The sequence below is a fragment of the Synechococcus sp. MU1648 genome, from assembly GCF_023630615.1.
Lineage (GTDB): Bacteria > Cyanobacteriota > Cyanobacteriia > PCC-6307 > Cyanobiaceae > Parasynechococcus.
The window spans coordinates 431,308-451,057 of sequence record NZ_JAKUHI010000001.1 but is presented as its reverse complement, the minus strand read 5'-3'; the positions used below and the strand labels follow the sequence as shown (position 1 = coordinate 451,057).

The 19,750-nt window shown below is 58.6% G+C and carries 24 protein-coding genes and 1 tRNA gene; 11 read left to right on the top strand and 14 right to left on the bottom strand.

Features of this window, described 5'->3' with window-relative positions; genetic code table 11:
- Positions 1–336: 336 nt before the first annotated feature.
- The 4 genes from NCN06_RS02715 to nrdJ all read right to left on the bottom strand — a co-directional run bounded on the left by NCN06_RS02715 (position 337) and on the right by nrdJ (position 3,695).
- Positions 337–576: a hypothetical protein gene (locus NCN06_RS02715; protein ID WP_226397692.1), complete on the bottom strand. Its 240-nt coding sequence runs from the start codon at positions 574–576 to the stop codon at positions 337–339.
- Between the two features lie 137 nt (positions 577–713).
- Positions 714–1,010 carry a DUF3104 domain-containing protein gene (locus tag NCN06_RS02710; protein WP_226397691.1) on the bottom strand — a complete coding sequence of 99 codons (297 nt, stop codon included), beginning with the start codon at positions 1,008–1,010 and terminating at the stop codon, positions 714–716.
- Positions 1,011–1,219: 209 nt separating this feature from the next.
- Positions 1,220–1,306 (bottom strand) — tRNA-Ser (locus NCN06_RS02705).
- A 58-nt stretch (positions 1,307–1,364) separates the two neighbouring features.
- Positions 1,365–3,695 carry a ribonucleoside-triphosphate reductase, adenosylcobalamin-dependent gene (nrdJ, locus tag NCN06_RS02700; protein WP_226397690.1) on the bottom strand — a complete coding sequence of 777 codons (2,331 nt, stop codon included), beginning with the start codon at positions 3,693–3,695 and terminating at the stop codon, positions 1,365–1,367.
- Between the two features lie 118 nt (positions 3,696–3,813).
- Here nrdJ and NCN06_RS02695 point away from each other — a divergent pair, with 118 nt between their 5' ends.
- From NCN06_RS02695 to NCN06_RS02680, 4 genes are all read left to right on the top strand, one after another.
- The gene (locus NCN06_RS02695) at positions 3,814–4,494 is read left to right on the top strand and encodes a class I SAM-dependent methyltransferase (protein WP_226397769.1); all 681 of its coding nucleotides are present in this window, start codon (positions 3,814–3,816) and stop codon (positions 4,492–4,494) included.
- A 6-nt stretch (positions 4,495–4,500) separates the two neighbouring features.
- On the top strand, positions 4,501–6,147 hold the full coding sequence (locus NCN06_RS02690; protein WP_226397689.1) for a peptide chain release factor 3: 1,647 nt from the start codon (positions 4,501–4,503) through the stop codon (positions 6,145–6,147).
- 84 nt (positions 6,148–6,231) lie between these two features.
- Positions 6,232–6,453, top strand: coding sequence for a hypothetical protein (locus NCN06_RS02685; protein ID WP_226397688.1), 222 nt, complete (start codon positions 6,232–6,234; stop codon positions 6,451–6,453).
- 41 nt (positions 6,454–6,494) lie between these two features.
- Positions 6,495–7,190, top strand: a complete 696-nt coding sequence (locus tag NCN06_RS02680) for a CPP1-like family protein (protein WP_226397687.1) — start codon at positions 6,495–6,497, stop codon at positions 7,188–7,190.
- A gap of 3 nt (positions 7,191–7,193) precedes the next feature.
- Here the strand turns inward: NCN06_RS02680 and hslO are convergent, their stop codons facing one another.
- Together hslO and NCN06_RS02670 are read right to left on the bottom strand one after the other, a co-directional pair.
- The gene (gene hslO / locus NCN06_RS02675; protein ID WP_226397686.1) at positions 7,194–8,111 is read right to left on the bottom strand and encodes an Hsp33 family molecular chaperone HslO; all 918 of its coding nucleotides are present in this window, start codon (positions 8,109–8,111) and stop codon (positions 7,194–7,196) included.
- 14 nt (positions 8,112–8,125) lie between these two features.
- Entirely contained in the window at positions 8,126–8,764 is a 639-nt protein-coding gene (locus NCN06_RS02670) for an ABC transporter ATP-binding protein (RefSeq protein ID WP_250398633.1), read from the bottom strand.
- Positions 8,765–8,805: 41 nt separating this feature from the next.
- On the opposite strand from NCN06_RS02670, the gene NCN06_RS02665 reads away from it, so the two are divergent.
- Entirely contained in the window at positions 8,806–9,255 is a 450-nt protein-coding gene (locus NCN06_RS02665; RefSeq protein WP_115023212.1) for a DUF3531 family protein, read from the top strand.
- Complete coding sequence (locus NCN06_RS02660) at positions 9,248–9,979, top strand: 16S rRNA (uracil(1498)-N(3))-methyltransferase (protein ID WP_226397684.1); 732 nt, start codon at positions 9,248–9,250, stop codon at positions 9,977–9,979. Before NCN06_RS02665 ends, NCN06_RS02660 begins: the two co-directional genes overlap by 8 nt.
- On the opposite strand, the gene NCN06_RS02655 is transcribed toward NCN06_RS02660, so the two are convergent.
- Positions 9,969–10,409: a hypothetical protein gene (locus NCN06_RS02655; protein WP_226397683.1), complete on the bottom strand. Its 441-nt coding sequence runs from the start codon at positions 10,407–10,409 to the stop codon at positions 9,969–9,971. The two genes, NCN06_RS02660 and NCN06_RS02655, sit on opposite strands and share 11 nt — an antisense overlap.
- Before the next feature lie 86 nt (positions 10,410–10,495).
- Between NCN06_RS02655 and NCN06_RS02650 the strand changes: the two genes are divergently transcribed.
- Positions 10,496–11,215 (top strand): TIGR00297 family protein, encoded by a 720-nt coding sequence (locus NCN06_RS02650; protein ID WP_226397682.1) that lies wholly within the window; start codon positions 10,496–10,498, stop codon positions 11,213–11,215.
- Here the strand turns inward: NCN06_RS02650 and NCN06_RS02645 are convergent, their stop codons facing one another.
- Positions 11,216–11,941, bottom strand: a complete 726-nt coding sequence (locus NCN06_RS02645) for a sigma-70 family RNA polymerase sigma factor (RefSeq protein ID WP_226397681.1) — start codon at positions 11,939–11,941, stop codon at positions 11,216–11,218.
- A 29-nt stretch (positions 11,942–11,970) separates the two neighbouring features.
- On the opposite strand from NCN06_RS02645, the gene NCN06_RS02640 reads away from it, so the two are divergent.
- Positions 11,971–12,219, top strand: a complete 249-nt coding sequence (locus NCN06_RS02640; RefSeq protein ID WP_350223174.1) for a PCP reductase family protein — start codon at positions 11,971–11,973, stop codon at positions 12,217–12,219.
- Between the two features lie 3 nt (positions 12,220–12,222).
- On the opposite strand, the gene NCN06_RS02635 is transcribed toward NCN06_RS02640, so the two are convergent.
- From NCN06_RS02635 to NCN06_RS02610, 6 genes are read right to left on the bottom strand one after another with little or no spacing between them, the layout of a single operon-like run.
- Complete coding sequence (locus tag NCN06_RS02635; protein WP_170952109.1) at positions 12,223–12,390, bottom strand: DUF8633 family putative protein; 168 nt, start codon at positions 12,388–12,390, stop codon at positions 12,223–12,225.
- A gap of 54 nt (positions 12,391–12,444) precedes the next feature.
- Positions 12,445–13,131, bottom strand: a complete 687-nt coding sequence (locus NCN06_RS02630; protein ID WP_250398632.1) for a GDSL-type esterase/lipase family protein — start codon at positions 13,129–13,131, stop codon at positions 12,445–12,447.
- Positions 13,128–14,654: a PhnE/PtxC family ABC transporter permease gene (locus NCN06_RS02625; RefSeq protein ID WP_226422599.1), complete on the bottom strand. Its 1,527-nt coding sequence runs from the start codon at positions 14,652–14,654 to the stop codon at positions 13,128–13,130. Before NCN06_RS02625 ends, NCN06_RS02630 begins: the two co-directional genes overlap by 4 nt.
- The gene (locus tag NCN06_RS02620) at positions 14,633–15,337 is read right to left on the bottom strand and encodes a phosphonate ABC transporter ATP-binding protein (RefSeq protein WP_226397678.1); all 705 of its coding nucleotides are present in this window, start codon (positions 15,335–15,337) and stop codon (positions 14,633–14,635) included. The genes NCN06_RS02625 and NCN06_RS02620 overlap by 22 nt, the downstream gene beginning before the upstream one ends.
- Positions 15,334–16,257, bottom strand: a complete 924-nt coding sequence (locus NCN06_RS02615) for a putative selenate ABC transporter substrate-binding protein (RefSeq protein ID WP_226422598.1) — start codon at positions 16,255–16,257, stop codon at positions 15,334–15,336. Before NCN06_RS02615 ends, NCN06_RS02620 begins: the two co-directional genes overlap by 4 nt.
- Before the next feature lie 27 nt (positions 16,258–16,284).
- Positions 16,285–17,463, bottom strand: coding sequence for a pyridoxal phosphate-dependent aminotransferase (locus NCN06_RS02610; protein WP_226397676.1), 1,179 nt, complete (start codon positions 17,461–17,463; stop codon positions 16,285–16,287).
- Between the two features lie 95 nt (positions 17,464–17,558).
- On the opposite strand from NCN06_RS02610, the gene NCN06_RS02605 reads away from it, so the two are divergent.
- The 3 genes from NCN06_RS02605 to ispG are packed head-to-tail and all read left to right on the top strand — an operon-like array spanning position 17,559 to position 19,728.
- The gene (locus tag NCN06_RS02605; protein WP_250398631.1) at positions 17,559–17,951 is read left to right on the top strand and encodes a VOC family protein; all 393 of its coding nucleotides are present in this window, start codon (positions 17,559–17,561) and stop codon (positions 17,949–17,951) included.
- Positions 17,948–18,535, top strand: coding sequence for a uracil-DNA glycosylase (locus tag NCN06_RS02600; protein WP_226397674.1), 588 nt, complete (start codon positions 17,948–17,950; stop codon positions 18,533–18,535). Before NCN06_RS02605 ends, NCN06_RS02600 begins: the two co-directional genes overlap by 4 nt.
- Positions 18,532–19,728 carry a (E)-4-hydroxy-3-methylbut-2-enyl-diphosphate synthase gene (ispG, locus tag NCN06_RS02595; RefSeq protein WP_166016502.1) on the top strand — a complete coding sequence of 399 codons (1,197 nt, stop codon included), beginning with the start codon at positions 18,532–18,534 and terminating at the stop codon, positions 19,726–19,728. Before NCN06_RS02600 ends, ispG begins: the two co-directional genes overlap by 4 nt.
- Positions 19,729–19,750 lie beyond the last annotated feature (22 nt).

Genomic DNA, 19,750 nt, shown 5'->3' with positions numbered 1-19,750 from the left:
CGGGCAGAGCGATGTCCGACGAGAGCTGAGATTTGACCCTTGCTTCGACTGGGGTCAAGTCCGTTCTTTGTTAAGAGATTTGGTGCTGAACTCCATATTGTCTCCATGCCTATCAAGGTATGAACGTGGTCGAATCGCTCCGGTGGTGCATCGCCGTCGACCACAAACATTTCTTTGATACTTCAACAGTATTTTCGATCTATCAAGCTCCTGGAGCTTGGTTGTCTGTTGAGGCCGTCAATGCAATGCCTGTTGTGGTGGAAGGGAGTGCGTTACTGACGCCCTGATCGAATGTTCAACGGAGTGCTGATAGCGCTGGACTGCCCAGCACTTCCATCAACGGTGCCAGCGTCGCCGGAGTGTCGGAATCACCAGAAAATCCATCACCGCATACGTGATTAGGCAGGGGACGAAGCCCTTCTCCACCAGATCGCAAACTCGCCTTTGCGGATCCCATTCACAGAACGCCAGCTCAATCAACCAGAAGACCGCCACCTTGGCCGTAAATGACGTGAGGGCGAACCGCCATTCCGCTGCACTGAGACGCGATTCACCCAGCACAACAAACCCATGCATCAGCAGGAGTCTGCAAGATCTCCTGAATTGCTGGTGATGCCAATCAGTGATCCGTCACCAGTGTGTGGATGTTCGGCAATGTCTCCCCCCTTGCAATCAGCCTCCAGCTGTTCGGAGAAGGCACGTTTCTCGTGACCTCATCCCTTGTGCTTTTCGTAAATGGGGGTGCTGGTAGGCCATCCATCCATTGACCAAATCACATCCGTCACCTCGTCGGCATTAATCCACTTGATCGCTCCTGTATCGACATCAGCCACCTGGAACAGGGACGGGATCTTGGGGTGACGAGCGCTTCCCTCGCAAAAAATCACCTGGCCCATCCACCAATCACCCTGTTCGATGTGGTCACCACCAACGATCACGAAGTGTCCAGGGCGGACAAACAGGTATGGGGCGTCAGCTTTGACGGTGAGGATGCTGTGATCAACGGACATCTCTTACCTGGCGTGCAGTACAGGTGTACTGATAGCTAGGGAGCTGTCTGGTGGCAATAGCGGCTAAGCGTCCAAATTCCTTAGATCCGTGAAGTCGTCCCGGTGGGCATGGATGCTGAGCAGAGGTCGTTCGTTCTGGCGATTAATGGAATGTTGCGGATGTCCGCCAAATGCTTTCCAGCACTCGCTGGGTGCTTTGTAGTTGAAAGCGGAGAGGGTGGGATTCGAACCCACGGTGCCCGTGAAGACACGCTGGTTTTCAAGACCAGAGCCATAAACCACTCGACCACCTCTCCAGAGGGTGTCAGGTGCCTCGGAAGACACCTAACAACTCTATCGGGACGTGATGAGGTGTCAGCTCTCAGGCTTGGCCAGTGGGAGCAGGCACTTGTCTGAATCACAACCGGCAGGGCCCGCTTCGGTTAGCTCGCCCTGGTCGTAACGCTGTAGCGCCTCGAAGAAATCAATGCTGACACGACGCTTCACTACAGCGGATTGCAGCTCCTCATATGTGGCCAAATCGATTGGCTCAAAAGGCAAGCGGGGGAAAGTGGCATTGGCATCGAATCGGGCCAGGAGTGCCGCAGAGATGTAGCCCTCTCCGTTCTCCATCGCCTGATGCAGAGCCTCGGCCAAGGGTTCAATTTCGTGCTCCCTGAATTCGATCGTGGCTGAGGTGTTGTGAGCGGTGTAATGCCGTTGCACCTGCATGTAGAAATCGAATTGAGCCATGGCACTAAAGCCATTGATGTCCACGGCATCAGCTCCAGGCAGATTCGCCCAGCTAACCTCGGTCGGGATCTCCACCAACCATTCGGTGCAGCGGGGATCAAAGGGATCGTTCAGCAAACGACCGTCCTCGTCCTTGTCGGACTGTGACGGCACGACGGTGTAGCCGTAGTCCATGCACGCCATGGCCACAGGATCGTCCTTACGGAAGGTGATCCGACGGATGAAACGCTGAGCCTTGGGGGGATGCCAGCCAGGGGCTGCTCCGGTGAGCAGGCTCTTCGTGCCTGCAGGCTGAACGGTGGTGCAGCGGTTGGGACGCCGTAGGCCCTGGCGGTCGCAGTAGTCCCACACCGTTTGATTAACGATCTCTTTCCAGCGGCTCAGGTATGCGGCTTCCTGCTCCTTGAAGCGAAGGCCTTCCTCGGTCTCAGGGCGTCCGGCTTCCCACCAGCGCAGCCATTCAGATCCGAAGGCATGTACAAAGAAGTCGAACAGACCCGTGAAGCTGACACCCACGATCGGGTCCCACTCACGGCTCTGGCGATAACGCTCAACCTCGAAGCGATGGTTGAGCAGACAGGCCACCGACAGGGCTCCAGCGCGGAAGGCGTCGGCCTGCCCTTCCTCATCGCTGGGGTCGATCTGGTTGAGATGCACCTCGGCGAGGTTGCAGTGGAAGTCGGCACCGAGGATTTCGCCACAGGGGTTCAGCCCATAACGGCTGAGGCGGTGCTCCAGCTCCTCGGTTCCGATGGGGCCATGGTTGTCGGCCAGCCAACGACCGGCCTCTTCGCGACCTTGGTCGCAGTAAATCTCGATGAACTCACTGCGCAGTTCAGGGGTGCTGAGCAGATCGGCATTGGAGCGTGCAATGGCTTCGGGGGCGAACTGGATGGCGCCTTCCCCCGATTGGAACTGCTTGGTCACCGCCGCGTGCACCACCTCTTTGGTGGGTCGTGTGTGATAAACGCGGGTGTGATTGGCCATTCGGAGCGCATCACGCTCGGGATCGATCCGCCAGTTGCCGTCCTCGTCTTGCTGCCAGAGGTTGTCCTTGGAGGAAGCCGCGGCCAAGTCATCGGCAGCGAACTGACGCATGCCAGCACTGCGACGAATGTTGCCGGCAACGATCGTGACAGCGGCTTCGTCGATGAGTAAGCAGCACTCCACCGAAGTCAGGCGGCGTCCTTTGGCCTTGTTGAGCAGTCGGGCCACACGACCGTAGAGATCCTTCAACTTCACAGGATTGGCCATGCCGCCGAAACCTTTCAGGGTTTCCCCGACGGGGCGCACATCGCTGAGGTCTACAACGATCTGAATCGGATCGCCGTTGAAGCGTTCATCGCTGCTGAGCTCCAACATGAGCTGATAACTGTCCACCCAGCCGCGGCGGGTGTCGCCCACCTTGATGCTCACCTTGTTGCCATCAATGCTGTGGCTGCAGGCATCCTGACGCTCGGCTGCTGGTGTAATGCCGATGTCGCTGACGCTGAGGACTTCAAGGGTGTTGCGCACCACAGGAAGCCGATCGATCAGGTGCGGCTCAATGATGGCGCCCGTACCGCAGCCCATCATCGCCAGGTCCATCATCAGACTGAAGGCCTTCCAGTCGACGAGGTTGGTGGAGGTGCAGTTGTATGAGCCGGAGAAGTTCTCGGGCTGTTCGATCCACCGGGTTCCACCGATCCACAGCCAGCGGCCTGAGGGAAGAGCTTTCTTCTCGGCTTGCATGCGTGCCAAGAGGGCAACTTCCTCGGTATTGAGGTTGCCCAACTGACGGAGACCTTCGAGGTTTCTGCTGCCGACCTGACTCCAGCTCTCACGGCCACCAGGGGTTTTCCGACTGTATGTGCGGTAGAAGACCGGGTTGGCAGCTGGTGCCGTTGCGGGGAAGTCGCCGAACCCGGCGACAGGTCCCGCAGAGGTCTCCACACGGTTTGGGGTGAGAGTCACGTGCGGTGCTGGATCAAAGGACAAGTAGCGAAACCCTAACGCCACCAATGGTGGCGGCAAGGTCTCTTCACCACCATCAACAGTGTCCCGTTCAAACTGGCCTCTGAATCAGCAGCAAATGATGCAGCGGTGCTTAGAGCCTGAGTTGATGAATGGTGATGCGCAGGTTCAGGCCTATGCCGCCGCTGACTTCAGTTCAGGCGATCGCACCACTGTTGAGGGGGTCCAGCAGCTCATCGATCGCACATCACCTTTGCCGCCTGAGCCGCTGGTGGTTGATCTGGGTTGCGGACCGGGCAACATCACGCTTCGGCTTGCCGAACTCTTTCCCCATGCACGAATCATTGGCATTGATGGTGCAGAAGCCATGTTGGTCTTGGCCCGCCAACGGGCGCAGCGGCAAAGCCTGGAAATTTCGTTCCTTTGTCTGACCCTCCAGGAGGTTCTGCAAGGAACTCTTCTGGGGAAGGCTGATTTGGTTGTCAGCAACAGCCTCTTGCATCACTTGCATCAACCCGACCTTCTTTGGAAGGTCACCCGAGGTTTGGCTGCTCCTGGTTGTCGAGTTTTTCATCGAGATCTTCGGCGGCCGGCGTCGTCTGCTGAGGTCCAGCAACTGTTGTTGAAGCACCTTCCGTCTGCTCCACGGGTGTTGCAGCACGACTTCGCCGCCTCTCTAGCAGCGGCCTTCGAGCCTCAGGAGGTCACCGCGGAGCTCCGCACGGTGGGTCTCGACCAGTTGGCGGTTGCCGCGGAGGACGACCGTTATCTGGTGGTGTCAGGCTTAGTGGACTCCTGAAATCCGATGAGCGGCAGTCAAGTGACCACCGACGGCGATCTGACCGAAGTTCTGGCCTCGGCGGTGGATCGCCGTCGCAACTTTGCAATCATTTCCCACCCTGACGCGGGAAAAACGACACTCACCGAGAAATTGCTGCTCTATGGCGGTGCCATTCAGCAGGCCGGTGCCGTGAAAGCGCGGGGTGAACAGCGCAAGGTGACCTCCGACTGGATGGAACTGGAGAAACAACGCGGGATCTCCATCACCTCAACGGTGCTTCAGTTCGATTACGACGCCACCACCATCAATCTCCTGGATACCCCAGGTCACCAAGATTTTTCTGAAGACACTTATCGCACCCTGGCTGCGGCAGATAATGCCGTGATGCTTGAGGACGCCGCCAAAGGTCTCGAGCCTCAGACCCGGAAGTTGTTCGAGGTCTGCCGCATGCGTCAGATCCCGATTTTCACCTTCATCAACAAGATGGACCGACCGGGTCGGGAACCGCTCACCCTGCTCGATGAGATTGAGTCGGAGTTAGGTCTGACACCCTGGGCCGTGAACTGGCCCATCGGCAGTGGGGAGCAATTTCGCGGTGTGATCGACCGTCGCAGCCGTGAAGTGGTTCTGTTTACTCGCGCTGAGCGGGGTAAACAGGCCAGCGAGCAACGCCTTTCTTTGGAGGATCCAGAACTGCGGGAGCTGGTGGAAGCCGAGCTCCTGGACCTAGCCATTGAAGAGATGGAATTGCTGGATGTGGCTGGAGCCGAGCTTGATATCGAGATGGTTCATGCCGGTGAGCTCACTCCGGTGTTCTTTGGCTCAGCCATGACCAACTTTGGGGTTCGCCCTTTCCTCGATGCCTTTCTCGAGATGGCGCAACGACCCATCGCCCGATCCAGCAGCGACGGCCTGGTGGATCCGCTGCGGGAGGGTTTCAGCGGCTTCGTGTTCAAGCTCCAGGCCAACATGGACCCCAGGCATCGCGACCGTGTGGCCTTCGTCCGGGTCTGCAGTGGTCGTTTCGAAAAGGACATGACGGTGAAGCATGCCCGCACGGGCAAGGCCATTCGCCTTTCACGACCCCAAAAGCTCTTTGGTCAAGACCGAGCCGTTGTCGAGGATGCCTATCCGGGAGACGTGATCGGTCTCAACAATCCGGGCATGTTTTCCATTGGAGACACACTTTATGTGGGGTCAAAAGTCGAATATGAGGGCATTCCCTGTTTCAGTCCGGAGATTTTTAGCTGGCTGCGGAACCCCAACCCTTCGGCATTCAAAAATTTCCGTAAAGGGGTGAACGAGCTTCGGGAAGAGGGGGCGGTGCAGATCCTCTACGACACGGATGAGAGCAAGCGGGATCCGATTTTGGCCGCTGTCGGACAACTTCAACTCGAGGTTGTTCAGCACCGGCTCGAAAATGAATACGGCGTGGAAACTCGTCTGGAGCCAATGGGTTTCCAGGTCGCGCGTTGGATCAACGGCGGATGGACCGAACTCGACAAGGTGGGTCGGATTTTCAATTGCAAAGCCGTCCGCGATGCTTGGAATCGTCCTGTTCTGCTGTTCAAGAACGAGTGGAATCTCAACCAACTCAAGGAGGATCATCCCGATCTTGAACTAAGCAGTGTTGCCCCTGTGGTGAGTGGAGTGGAGCCGATCAGTCTTTGACCGTTGCGTCGTTGTCCGCAGTGGGTCGCCTCACCCACACCTGCGCGTCCCGCTCGCCAGAATCGTGCTTCGACGACAACTCTCGTGAGTACGTTCTGGCTGCTGAAGAACAACGCTGACGGTGGCACGGAATACGTGTGTTTTCGCGGCGATGAGGAATCAGTGGAAATGCTCGAGGGGTACCACCTGCCTCCACAAATGCCGTTGATCAAGCGTCGTTCCTGGTTGAACCGCGTGGATGCCCTCAGTTGCCGCAGCCGGCTAGAGCGAAGCGAAGGTTTTCGTCACGGTGCGCCCCTGTTCTGAACGGTCCCCGATACGCTCATCTGAAGAACCGGATCGACGCGATGGCAGCCCTTGGTGAATCTGGTCCCGACGCAAGCTCGGATGATCCTTTCGTTCGTCTCGGCCTGAGTCGTGATGCTGGTTTCGAACAGGTTCAAGCAGCCAAGGTTCGATGTCTGGCCGAAGTCTCAGGAGATGATCAGGCCAGGGCAAAAATCGAAGCGGCTTATGACGCTGTTTTGATGGCCCGTCTCCGTGACCGTCAGCAGGGGCAAGTCAGCGCAGCAGCAGCGACAGCATCTGAGCGGGAGGCGTCCGCAGGATCGCTGCCTTCGCTGCCTGCCCAGGTTCCGATGACCAATGTCTTTGCGAACCTCCGCAACAAGTTGCCGGATCCCTCCCAATCTCTCTCCGGCCTCAAGCCGGACTGGGCCCTGGTGGAGGGGCAAGGGCGTTCAGTGCGAATCATCGCCGGGATCATCGCCGTCGTTCTTCTGGTGATCTCTGCCGCCAGCATTCAGCTTGTCCTTGCTCTGGCCACGATCGGTGTGTTCCTCAGTCAGATCCGCCGTGGTCGTCGCCCGCTGGCATCCCTGGGATGGACATTGCTCGTGCTGAGCATTGGTTTGGCTGCAGGCTCATTGCTGAATCTGGCGCTGTCTCCCACCGCTTTCGAGCAGCTGGCGCTTAGTCCTCTTCAGATCCAAGCACTGCCGGCTGGTCTCTTGCTATGGGCTGCTGCTCTTTTTCTGGCTTAAGCCTCAGGCGGCTTCCGGCAACGCATCAATCAACTCCTGCAGTTCCGCAGCACTGACGTCATAGCGGTTGCTGCAGAAATGGCAGGTCAGCTCGGCGCCTCCATCCTTGTCACGCATATCAGAGAGCTCCTGTCTGCCGAGCAGCAGTAGAGCAGCCTTGCTGCGTTCACGGCTGCAGGGGCAAAAGAAACGAAGTTCCTGACTTGCTTCGGCGTCGTCGAGGGGCTTGGGATCAAGGTCGGGAAAAACATCCCGAAGAAGGTCCTCAAGCTGGTCGCCACTTTCGGCAAGCCGCTGACTGAACCCTGAAATTTCGCGGCAACGCTGTTCAATCAGCTCAACCAACGCCGGCTCTTCGGCAGCTTTGGGAAGGATCTGAACCAGGAGCCCACCACTGGCATGGATGCCTTGGCTGTTGATCTGTTCCCCCACAAACACGGCGGAAGGGGTTTGTTCGGAGTGCAGCAGATAGGAGGCAACATCCTCGCCAATGCCACCACTCACCAGCTCAACCGTGCTGTTGAAGGGTTCACCCTTCCCGTCGTCACGCATGACATGGAGATAGCCGGTGCCAGCAGCCTCCTTGAAGTTGAAGCTGAAATGGCCTGTCTCGTCCTTGATGGGATCGAGTTCAAGAGCAGGCTCTCCGACGTAGCCGCGAACAGTTCCATTGCGACCGGCATCCACCATCAAGCCTTTGATCGGTCCGTCTGAGCCAAAACGAAGATTCACCCGTGCGTGGCGAACCTTCATCGAACTGGCCAGCATCAGGCCAGCAGTCATGGCTCGTCCGAGCATCACGCTGGTGAGGAACGACAGCCCATGGCGCTCCCTTGCCTCCCGCAGGATGTTTGTTGTTGAGACCGCGACCAACCGGATACCGCCTTCAGCGGCTGTTGCGCGTACCAGCCGGTCGGCCATGTCCTCTCGGAAGCTCAGGGCAATGTAGTCATCGGTTCGAGCCGACCGCCCTGCAAGCGCAGTCGCTGGCAGTCCCAGTCCTGGAAGAGCTCAGGTTCGTGGGTGACCACGATCAGCACTTGCTCATGGGCCAGGTTGGCGAGTAAATCGAGCACGTCGCTACGGACCGACCAATCCAAGCCTGCGGTGGGTTCGTCCAGCAGCAAAACTTCAGCTCCTCGGAGCATTTGAACGGCAAGGGCGAGCCGCCGTTGTTGACCGCCGCTCAGTCGTTCCGGAGCCGTCGTGGTTCCGATTTGGCTGAGTCCGACGCGTGCTAGCACGTTGTTTTCCTGCTCATGGCCGAGTCGGCGATGCCCTAGACGCAGTTCCTGAGTGACGCTCAGGCCGAGGAAATGGCGTTCCGGAAACTGGAAGACGATGCCGCAAAGCCAGCGAAGCTGCCGGCGTTTCATGGAACTGCCATTCCAGTGGATGCTGCCGGATGTTGGCGACGCCAGTCCGCTGATGATCTCCAACAGCGAGGTTTTGCCAGATCCACTGGCTCCAGCGATCAGAAGCGGTCGTCCCTTTTGCGTCTGAAAACTGACACCGTCCAGGATGCGAGCGCCAGCCGTCGCGGGTGCATAGGTGATGCCTGAGAGCTCGAGCATTTGATCAGCTTGAACGATGATGCAGCTGTCGCAATGGCCCCATGGACATTCGTTTTCGTGAAGTCGATCCCTTTAATTGCTGGTTGTGGATTCGATTCTCGGAACCACCCAGTCAAGGGGAGCGGAATTATGTCGATGGTGTGTTCGATAGCTGGTATGTCATCGGACGTCTCGGTGGCTTCAATGCCGAGAACCTTCAGGTCCATGACGCAGGGGCTGATCTGAGTTGGATGACCTATGACGATGCTGCTGCTGAGTCGGCGATGCCGGCCCTGATGCACAACATGGGGCAGCTGGAATACCAGCAGGAATGGGGACGTTGCTGGGTAGATCTCGGGACCTCGGATGGTGTCGCGATTGACGTGCTGATCAATGCGCTACGCCAGTTGGATTCCGACGTGGTGCAGCTCGAGGAGCTTGTCGTTGGCGGGATCAACGAAAATTGGCCCGTGGAAGAGCATCCCGACAGCGTTTTCCCTGCTGGTGGCTGAACGCCGCAGGCTGCTCCTGACGCCGGATCGTTTGATGGCCGGTGGCCCAGTGCTGCTCAACACTGAAGAGCAGCATTACCTCAGGCGGGTGTTGCGTTTGCGCTGTGGTGGACGGGTGGATGTCACCGATGGTTGCGGTCGTCTATCAGTCGCAACACTGCTGGAATCCAACCTGCTTGAGATCGACCCGACCGCGGTACACATTGAGGCGCCGCCTCAACCTCAGCTTGGTTTGGCCGTGGCCCTGATGCGGCGGGGGATGGATGAGGTGATCCGGATGGCTTGCGAGCTCGGCATTGATCGCATTCAGCCAATCCGTTGTGAGCGCTGTGTTCCCCAGGCCGAACATCGACCGGAGCGCTGGGCCTCCATCGTTCGTGAAGCTGTGGAACAGTGCGAGCGGTTGTGGATGCCACAGCTGCTTGCTGTGGAGGAGTTATCCCAATGGATGGGAGATGACCAAGGCCAGCGTCTGGTGGGTGTGACCCGTGAGATAGAACCTCCGGCGTTGAATCAATGGTTGGTCCAAAAGGGCGACCCCCTTCAACTCACCTGGTTGGTGATCGGTCCGGAAGGAGGTTGGACGACCGCCGAGAAAAGATTGCTTACCGAAGCAAGCGTTCATCCCATCCAGCTGGGATCGTCGATCCTGCGAAGTTCCACAGCGGCGGTTGCGGGTGCGGTGGAACTGGTGCGTTGGCGCGATGGGCTGATCAGCTCTTGAACAGATCCTGGGCAATTCCTCGGAAGGATTTCAGAGCGGCTCCGGGACGACGGCTGCGCTGGCGCAATCCGCCACCTGGGGCGAGGTTGCTGGGAGCGAAGGTTGTGTAAGTAACGGCAGGACGTGATGCGTCCGCTGCGGCGAGTTCCGCTGCGATGGCTTCCGCAGTGGTCATCCCAGATGAGGACTGCGGACGGTCTTCACCCTTGGGTTCAGCAACAGGAGCAGCCTTGGCAACAGGAGCAGCCTTGGGAGCAGCCGCAGGAGCAGTGGCTGTGGGCTTGGGAGCCTCCAGCTTGGTGGTGGCTACCGAGGGCTCAGGTGTTGCTTGCTTCTCCTGGGAAGCCTCTTTCTGAGGCACCTCAAGGGTGGCCGGAGCGGCGGCGTCATCCAGGGTGAGGAAAAAGCCCTTGTTTCTGTTGAACACCATCCGGTCGACCAGAGAACGAACGAAACCGATTCTCCCTCTGCTAAGCCCGAAGGCAGGAGATGCTTAGGGCACTGCAACACGGTGTGATGTCTGGACTCTGGATTCAGGCCCTGGTGGTGAACACGGTCTTGATTGCTTTGGCGCAGCGAACACCCTTGCTCACCCGTAGTGGCTGGGTTCATGCGGCAGCGCTAGGCACGATCCTTTGGGGTTGTCTTGGTTGGTCGGGCTGGCTTGCCGTTGTGGCATACCTCAGCCTGGGAACTCTGGTCACCAAGATCGGTTTTCAGAACAAGCAGAGCCGCGGCCTCGCCGAAGCCCGCGGTGGTCAGCGGGGCCCAGAAAATGTCTGGGGTTCGGCAGCGGTTGGAGCGTTGCTGGCGTTGCTCATCGGCGCCGGTGTCGAGCCCCGCGCACTGCTGATGGTTGGTTTTGCCGCAAGTTTTGCCGCCAAGCTCGCCGATACCTTTGGCAGCGAGATCGGCAAACGCTTCGGTCGCACCACGGTTTTAATCACTAGCCTGCGCCCGGTTCCGCCGGGAACGGAGGGGGCCATCAGCCTTGAGGGAACGCTGGCGAGTGCCGTCGGCAGCATTGTGATGACCCTCGTGATGCTGGCGCTTCAGCTGCTTCCCTCTTGGCCCTTGGCTGGGCTGGTGATGGTGGTTGGTCTGCTGGCCACCCTTGCCGAAAGCCTGCTTGGCGCCCTGGTGCAGGATCGCGTGGCCTGGTTGAGCAATGAGCTGGTCAATGCTCTCCAGACCCTGCTGGCCGCTCTCCTGGCCATGTTGCTGATGGCGCTTTGATCAGCTTGTCTGGATGGGCATCAGACCATCGCGCTGGGCCCATTGCCTCAGGAGCTTCAGTCCCACTTTCAGATGAATCCGCAAGGAGACACGGCTGCAGTTCAAGGCTTCAGACAGGTCTTTGATGCTCTTGCGTTCGATCAAGTGGGCCTGCAACACCTTGCCCGGCATGCCGTCCACTTGGTGCAGAACGCTTTTCAACCAGCTCAGTTGCTCATCGTCCTCGCAAGGTTGTGTTGGTTCCATATGGCTGGCACTCAGGTCGAAGACCTGACTAGCCCCATGGCTCTGAACGGCAGCGGCCCACCGTTCAGGGCGTACAGACAGTTCTGCGGCAAGAGCCTGATCACTGAGGGCAGGTTCCTGGTTCTGTTCGCGTTCACGTTGAATCTTCTTCCCTGCGGCGTACAGATCCCGCAACCTCCAGGGAATCCGAATGGTTCGGGCACGATCGCGGCGGTAATGAAGGATCTGACCTGTGGCTCGGGAAAGGAGATAGCTGCTGGGTCGGATGCCCCGTTGTGGATCAAACAGATCAAGACCTCGAATCAACCCAAACCGCGACTCCTGAATGAGGTCGTCAAATTCCTCAGGCCCGCGTTTCTGTTGGCGACGGGCCGCACAGTGGGCCAGACCGAGGTGTTCAAGCACCTGTTGATTGCGCCGCGCAATGCAGGGGGGCAGCACGCGGCGGGATTCCTGCCGCAGGTGACGTTGTGAAATCAAGGGATCAGTGCAACTGATCCAACGGTTCAATGCTTCGCTTTCAACCGGTCGCCCCTTTGGTGCCGCAATTCGGCACGTTCGTGCCGGATCATGGGTGCAACGGTTTTGGTCGGATGGACTGGCAACCAGATGCCCTGGCAGCCCTTAAAAAAGATGTTCCTTTCTTCGTGCGTCCTTCTGTACGCAAACGCGTTGAGGCGATGGCGAATTCAGAAGGACGCTCTGACATTGATCTGAGCTTCTACCAGTCCGCAAAGCAGGCGATGGCGCCAAGCTGAGTTTCAGGTCGGGTCCAGATCGCAACGTCGAAGCTCTGGCTGGGTGAGCCTGTCAATAATCCGTGCCATATCAACGGCAGTCAGTTCACCGTTGTCGTCCCACTTGAGTGTGGTTTTGCGCTGGGCAGGGTGATTGCCGGAAGCGCGTTCTGCAGAGCGGTCAGGTCCCAAGTCTGATCACCAATGTCAGGAGGCCCACACATTAGTCGTTCTCGTGGGGGTCGTTTACATGCTGATAGGTGTTGATGTGTTATGCGGAGTGAGTCCGGCCCATTGGCGTAACGGCGCCCACTGATCCAGGCGCTGGTCCAGCCAGCGGTGTCCTTCGGCGTTGAGATGAATCCCATCGGGTTCCATCCAGGTCAACCAGTTGGGCTCCTCCTGCATCTCCTGATGCACGGGCAGGAAGGGAACATCCGCCTCGCGACATTGTTCCGCCAAGGCTGCTTCTGTCGCTGCGATCTGCCGATTGGTGTACCAGAGGCAGCCGGCAAAAGGCATGACGTGCTCATCCACTGCGGTGAGGCCCAGAACAAAGACCTGAATCTCCCGCTTCATTTCACCGAGGAGCTGGCTGATGCCGAAGGCATAGGCATCTACCTCTAGCTGCGGTCTGCCGTCGATCCGACCAACTCTGGCCGTGTCATTGAGCCCAACACTGAGTAGTAACCCGCCAGGTGTCTGTCGGCGCAGTTCTCCGCGACAGGACCACTCGCTCCGCCAACGGGACGCGACGCGTTCCAAGCCGTCTCCGCGTACGCCCAGTGGATAGACGACTGGAGCAGCAGGCAGATTAATCCAGCGCATGCGAAGCCTCTGGCACCAGCCGCCCTCCTCTCGGTCCCCCCATCCATGCACCCCACTGTCCCCCAACACGATCAACTGACGGGGGGCTTCGTTTGAACTGCTCATAACGCCATGGCTCGGCTGTTCCAGCTCCCCTGAAGACGTTCGCCCAGGCTCTCACCCAGCAGCGTGAGCACAGCAGATGTCAGCACGATCCAAAACACCAACCACCAGTGAAAGGAACTGAGGGCTTCCATCAGTTGCCAGCCAAGGCCGGCTCCCCCGACGAGTCCGATGATTGCGGTGTCGCGCAGGATTACATCGATTCGATAAATCGCATAAGTGAGGTAGGGGCGGCTGACATCAGCCAGCGGTCCATAGAGCCAGCTAACCCGTGGGGAAGCGCCGCAGGACTTCAGCGTCTGGGCGGAACGCAACCCTGTGTTTCGAATGTCGTCCATCAACACCCGTCCCATCACACCGCTGTGGTGAAGCCCAAGGGCCAGCCCTGCAAGGGCCAGACTCGGTTTGGCCAACATCAGCAACAGCAGTGCTGTGAGCGGGGCCGGGAGTAGTCGCAACGCTCCCCACAGCAACTCCTGGATCCGGAGGTTGGTCTGACCAGGCCAAGCCAGAAGCAGCAGAGGAGGCAAGCCCGTGGCAATGCAACCGGCGATCAGAGTGATCCATAACGTTGATGCAATCACCGCGGGCCAAGAGATCTCAAGGGCAGCACTCAGGCCTTGCGACCCATCCATCACGTTGGCGAAGAGCACAGACCACTGGCCGACAGGCCATGACAGCTGCAGATCCAGGTGTGTGCCCCAGGCGATGGCGATCAAAGGGCTCAGCACTGGAATGATCAGCATCCGCGACCAGCCACGCAGCATTCGAAGGCAACGATCGAGAATCACCATGGCGATGGCCAGCAACCACAGGCCACTCCACATCTCCTGAAACTGGAGCGAGCGCAGGCTGAGGCTGAGGTCCGTACCCAAGCCACCGAGGCCGAACACGCCAAGAATGAGTGCTGAGCGAAGCGCGCAGTCGAGTCGGTGGCCAACGTGGTTGCAAAGCGGCTGCGCCAGGGGAGGAAAAAGCCCCGTGAAGATGACGGCCCATGGTGCGGCGCCGCTGCCCTTGAGCACGGGGAGGGCAGGGGAGACATGACAGTCCACCTGATCAGCAATCACACGCGCCATCAGCACCGTGTAGGGAATGGCGATAGCGCAGACAGCAACCCAGCCATTCAGCCCGAACACCTGGAGCAACAACAGCCCCCAAATCAGTTCATGAACAGCTCGCAGGGGGGCCAGGCAGCGACGCAGAAGCACTGCTGGCCAGCTCACACCCGTCACAATCTCCGAAACGGTGATGGAGCAGAGGAGACCGAGTCCCACGCCGAGAACACTGCTGATTCCCCACGACAGCAACGCGATGACCAGGGTGATTTGAAGTCCGTTCAGCAAGCTTCCCAACACAACGGGATCGAGTGACGGATGCACCGCTGCAGCCGCGAACTCCTGCAGAAGAGGCAGCCCTCCGCCATGACCGTCCCTGAACAGCACAGCCACGATGCCAAGCAGGCTCAGGCCAGGTAGCAGTGGGATCAGCGGCAACGCCGGTTTCAGTGTGATGCGTACAGCCATTCCATCTGATCACGATGAATCGTCTCCGGGGCCGCATCGATCACCAAGGCACCATGACGAAGCCCCAAAACCCGATCAAATCGATGAATTAGATCGGGGCGATGCAGGCTGATCAGGCACGCCGGTAAAAGCAGAAGAGTGTTGAGGACATCGTCCGCAAGGGTGGGATCGAGAGCCGAAAGGGGCTCGTCAGCCAAAACCATTTCAGGCAGCTGACGCAGCAAGCGGGCCAGGGCTACCCGTTGGCGCTGACCTCCCGAAAGCTCTCGAACGGGCTGATTTAAGAGTGAGGCATCCAGATTGACCTGGTTCATCACCTCGAGACAGCAGTCCTGTTCGAGGGGACCCATCAAGTTTCGAAGAGCCCAGAGCAGACCATGGCGTCCGAGGGCTCCACTGTTGATGTTCTGGATGACACTCAGTTCCTCCACCAGGCGAAGGTCCTGCCAGAGCGTGCCGATGCGCCGCTGTTGCCGCCGCGACAGGTGTTGATGGGGTTGCCCACACCAGTGCACCGATCCAGCATCGGGTCTCAAGGCCCCGTTGCAGAGCTTCAAGAGAGTGGTTTTGCCGGCGCCACTGGCACCGAGCAAAACCACCCGCTCATCCGCGCGAAGCGTCAATGTGATCGTTTGGAGCCGTTGACCCAGACAGGCTTGGGTCAGCTCAAGCAGAGCCGTCAACGGATCTTGCCGAGCTGCCGACCCACAGTTTCGATCATCACGTAGTCGCCGTCCTCAGCAGGGATAAAGCGTTCAGCACCGAACAACTCCAGAATCGCGGCACCATTTTCTGTCTCTGCCGATAGCTCCAACAACGTGGATTGCAGGTTGTCGGTGAAGCCATCGCCAAAGCGAGCATCAAGATCGGGGCGCACAACCCAGTGGTAATCCACGTAGGGCGGTGTCCTCCAGATCACCTTCACCTTGTCTGGGTCAACACGACCGTCCTTCACATTGCTGCGCCAGACCTGCTCATTCAAGGCACCCACCTCATAGGCACCGCTCTGCACCACGGCGATCGTGGCGTCGTGGCTACCACTAAAGCCGGGAGCTCCTCCCGCGAGATCGTCAGGTTTTACGCCGTTTTCCCCCATGAAGTACTGGGGCATCAGGCGGCCTGAGGTGGAACTCTGTGAACCGAAAGCCAGGCGGCGTCCTTTCAGCTCAACCAGTTGGTCTGCACTGGTAAAGGGGCGTAAACCACTTGCGCCATTGGCGATGAACACGCTGGTGAATTCGGCATCTATATCCCGTTGTGCCAGCACGCGAGCGCCAGGCGTCTGAAGCCTTGCTTGCACGCCGGTGAGTCCGCCGAACCACACCAGATCAAGGCTGCCGGTGCGGAAGGCGCTGACCGCCGCTGCGTAATTACTGACCGGTGCATAACGAACGGGAACCTCCAGCTTTTCGCTGAGTTCCTCTGAGAGCGCGCCGTAGAGGCGATTCAGTTTCTCCGGGTTCTGGTCTGGGATGGCTCCGATCTGCAAGACGGCCTGTTTGGCGTCTTTTTCAGGAGCACTACAGCTGATCAAACTGGCCGCGATGGCCAGGCCAGTGATCAGGCTGGTGGCGATCACGGCCCGCTGTTCTCGTACAGACATACAGAGGTCGTAGAGGATCAGAGTGGGTCAGATGGCACTGAGCAGTCGCTTCAGACGCTTCAGACCATCGTTGATCGTCTCATCCGATACGGCACACGACAGACGGATGCAACGGTCGTCGCCGAAGGCGAGGCCTGGGACGACAGCCAGGCCTTCCTGTTCGAGGGCTTGGCGACAAAACTCCATGGAATCTGGTGCCCCGTCGGGCAGGCGCGGGAAGGCATAAAAGGCACCCTGCGGAGGAGTCAATGTGATGCCATCCAGCGCTAGTAGTCCTTCTGTGAGCAACGTGCGCCGATGGTTGTAACTGATCGCCATCTCTCGAACGCAGTCCCTGGATCCCTCAATCGCAGCCAAGGCACCCCGTTGGGCAAAGCTGCACACATTGCTGGTGCTCTGGCTCTGAAGTGCTGAGGCGGCCTTGATGACGGCTGCATCACCGGCGAGGTATCCCAGGCGCCAGCCCGTCATGGCCCAGCCTTTGGCAAAACCATTCACGGTGAAACAACGATCGCGGATCTCCTCGGCAATCGCAGCAAAGCTGCAGTGCTGTTGGCCGTCAGCCAGGAGATATTCATAAATCTCATCGCTCATCACCATCAGCTGGGGGTGACGGGCCACAAGTTCGGCGAGAGCCTCGAGCTCGGCCCGTGGCATGACCTGACCGCTGGGGTTTCCGGGTGAATTGATCACCAGAAGACGGCTGCGAGTGGTGATTTGCTGCTCCAGCAAGTCGAGATCCAGGTGGAATCCCTCATCAGCTTTCGTGGGGATGATGGTTGTGCTGGCACCAGCCAGGGCAGCCATCTCCGGGTAGCTCAGCCAGTAAGGAGCAGAGAGCAGCACCTCATCGCCGGGATTGAGCAGAACCTGGAACAGGTTGTAGATCGCCTGCTTCCCGCCGTTGGTAATCAGAACCTGCTCAGGTTGGGTTGGAATCTCGTTTTCAACAGTCAGTTTGTGTGCGAGCGCGGCACGTAGATCTGGATCGCCCGATGCGGGGCCGTACCGGGTGAAGCCTGATGCGAGTGCCCGCTGTGCTGCTTCAACAATGAATGGGGGTGTGTTGAAGTCCGGTTCTCCTGCACTAAGGCTGCAGATGTCTTTGCCGCTGTCGCGGAGCGCTTTGGCCTTGGCACTGATCTCCAGCGTCAAGGACGGTTTCAGGGCCACGGCCCGATCGGAAAGTTCTGGCGGGCGTGGCATCAGTAACGCACCTCCCCGCGGCGCGTTTAAAACGACATCATCCTGCCTCAAATGGTGTCGCAGACAACCTTGATGTCACCGCACAAATGAACGCGATGCAGATCAGTTGGGTTCTGGCCGCTGATGACACCGGCAACCTTGGCCGCTTTTACAGCGACTTGTTCCAGGCCAGGTTGATTCCTGGGATGGCAGACCACCACTGCGTCGTTGAGTTTGGCAATGGAACCCGGCTTGAGATCTACAGGCCCTCGCGCAAGCGCTCTTTTCCCACGCGTGGGCGTGCGTTGGCTCCTTGTTTACGTTTGGATCCATCGCTAGATCCGCTGCCGGAGCTTCAAAGTCTTCTCAGCACGGCCCTTGAGCGTGGTGGATCACTTCTGGAGGAAGCGCGGGTCGAAGCCTTTGGTGCCGAGGCCTGGATCAAGGATCCTGAGGGCAATCCACTGTTGCTGCTGGCTCCCTTGGCCTCTGCTGATTCGATGTCATGACCGGTTCAAGCCTGGAGGATTGCCACCTCTGCACGGCCTGTGAACTGGCCAGCACGCGCCAGACAGTCGTCATCAGTCGCGGCAATCCAAACGCTGATCTGATGCTGATTGGTGAAGCCCCAGGAGCTCAGGAAGATGACCAGGGCATCCCTTTTGTAGGTCGCTCCGGACGTGCGCTTGATCAATTGCTACGGGAGGTGGACCTTGACCCCTCCCGTGATTTGTACATCTGCAATGCCATCAAGTGCAGACCGCCGAATAACCGGCGACCGAAGAAAGCAGAGCTGGCCGCCTGCCGTCCGTGGCTGAATCTTCAACTTGAGGCCATGAACCCCAAAGTGATTGTGCTCACCGGAGCAACCGCTGTGGAAGCAATCCTCGGGATCAAAGGAGGCATGACCCAGTTACGCGGCCAGTGGCAGAGCTGGAATGGACGGGCTGTGATGCCGATTTTTCACCCTTCGTATCTTCTGCGGAATCCCTCTAAAGCTGCAGGTGCTCCCCTAGATCTGACCCGACAGGATCTCGCCGCGGTTCGTCATCGCCTGTGCGAGCCTTGGACTGCTTCCAACTCAGCTCCATGACTGCCCTGGATCGGCGTTACGACACCAAGATCCACCGCCGTGTAACCCGCACCGTGATGGTGGGGGATGTGCCTGTGGGAAGTGAGCACCCGATCGTGGTGCAGTCGATGATCAATGAGGACACTCTCGATATTGAGGGGTCGGTTGCCGGGATCTTGCGACTTGTAGAGGCCGGCTGCGAAATCGTTCGGGTGACCACCCCTTCCATTGGTCATGCCAAAGCCATGGCCAAGATCCGGGCTTCGCTGAGGGCGCAGGGTTGCACGGTTCCCCTTGTGGCCGATGTTCACCACAACGGCATCAAGATCGCCCTGGAAGTCGCCAAGCATGTCGACAAGGTTCGAATTAATCCAGGTCTTTTTGTTTTCGATAAACCCGATCCAGACCGGCAGGAGTTCACCAAGGAAGAGTTCGAGGCCATTGGTGCGCGCATCCGCGAGACCTTTGAACCCCTAGTCACCCTGCTGCGGGATCAGAACAAAGCCCTGAGAATTGGGGTCAATCACGGCTCGCTTGCCGAGCGGATGCTCTTCACCTACGGGGACACCCCTGAGGGAATGGTCGAATCAGCGATGGAATTCGTTCGGATCTGCCATGAGCTTGATTTCCACAACATCGTGATTTCGATGAAGGCCTCGCGAGCTCCAGTGATGCTTGCGGCCTATCGGCTGATGGCAGACACCATGGACAAGGAAGGCTTCAATTACCCATTGCATCTGGGTGTAACGGAAGCCGGAGATGGAGATTACGGAAGGATCAAGAGCACGGCGGGGATCGCCACTTTGTTGGCGGATGGTCTCGGCGACACCTTGCGGGTCTCGCTCACGGAATCACCAGAAAAGGAAATTCCTGTCTGTTACTCGATCCTCCAGTCCCTGGGACTGCGCAAAACCATGGTCGAGTACGTGGCCTGCCCCAGTTGTGGTCGCACCTTGTTCAATCTGGAGGAGGTGTTGCACAAAGTGAGGGATGCGACCCAGCATCTGCAGGGTCTTGATATCGCCGTGATGGGATGCATCGTCAACGGCCCTGGAGAAATGGCTGATGCGGACTATGGCTATGTCGGCAAAGGGCCCGGAACCATCGCTCTTTATCGCGGTCGCGAAGAAATCGGCAAGGTTCCGGAAGCTGATGGCGTTGAGGCTCTGATCCAGTTGATCAAAGAGGACGGTCGCTGGGTCGAGCCTGCCTGATCTCGTTAGGGTGAACACTCAG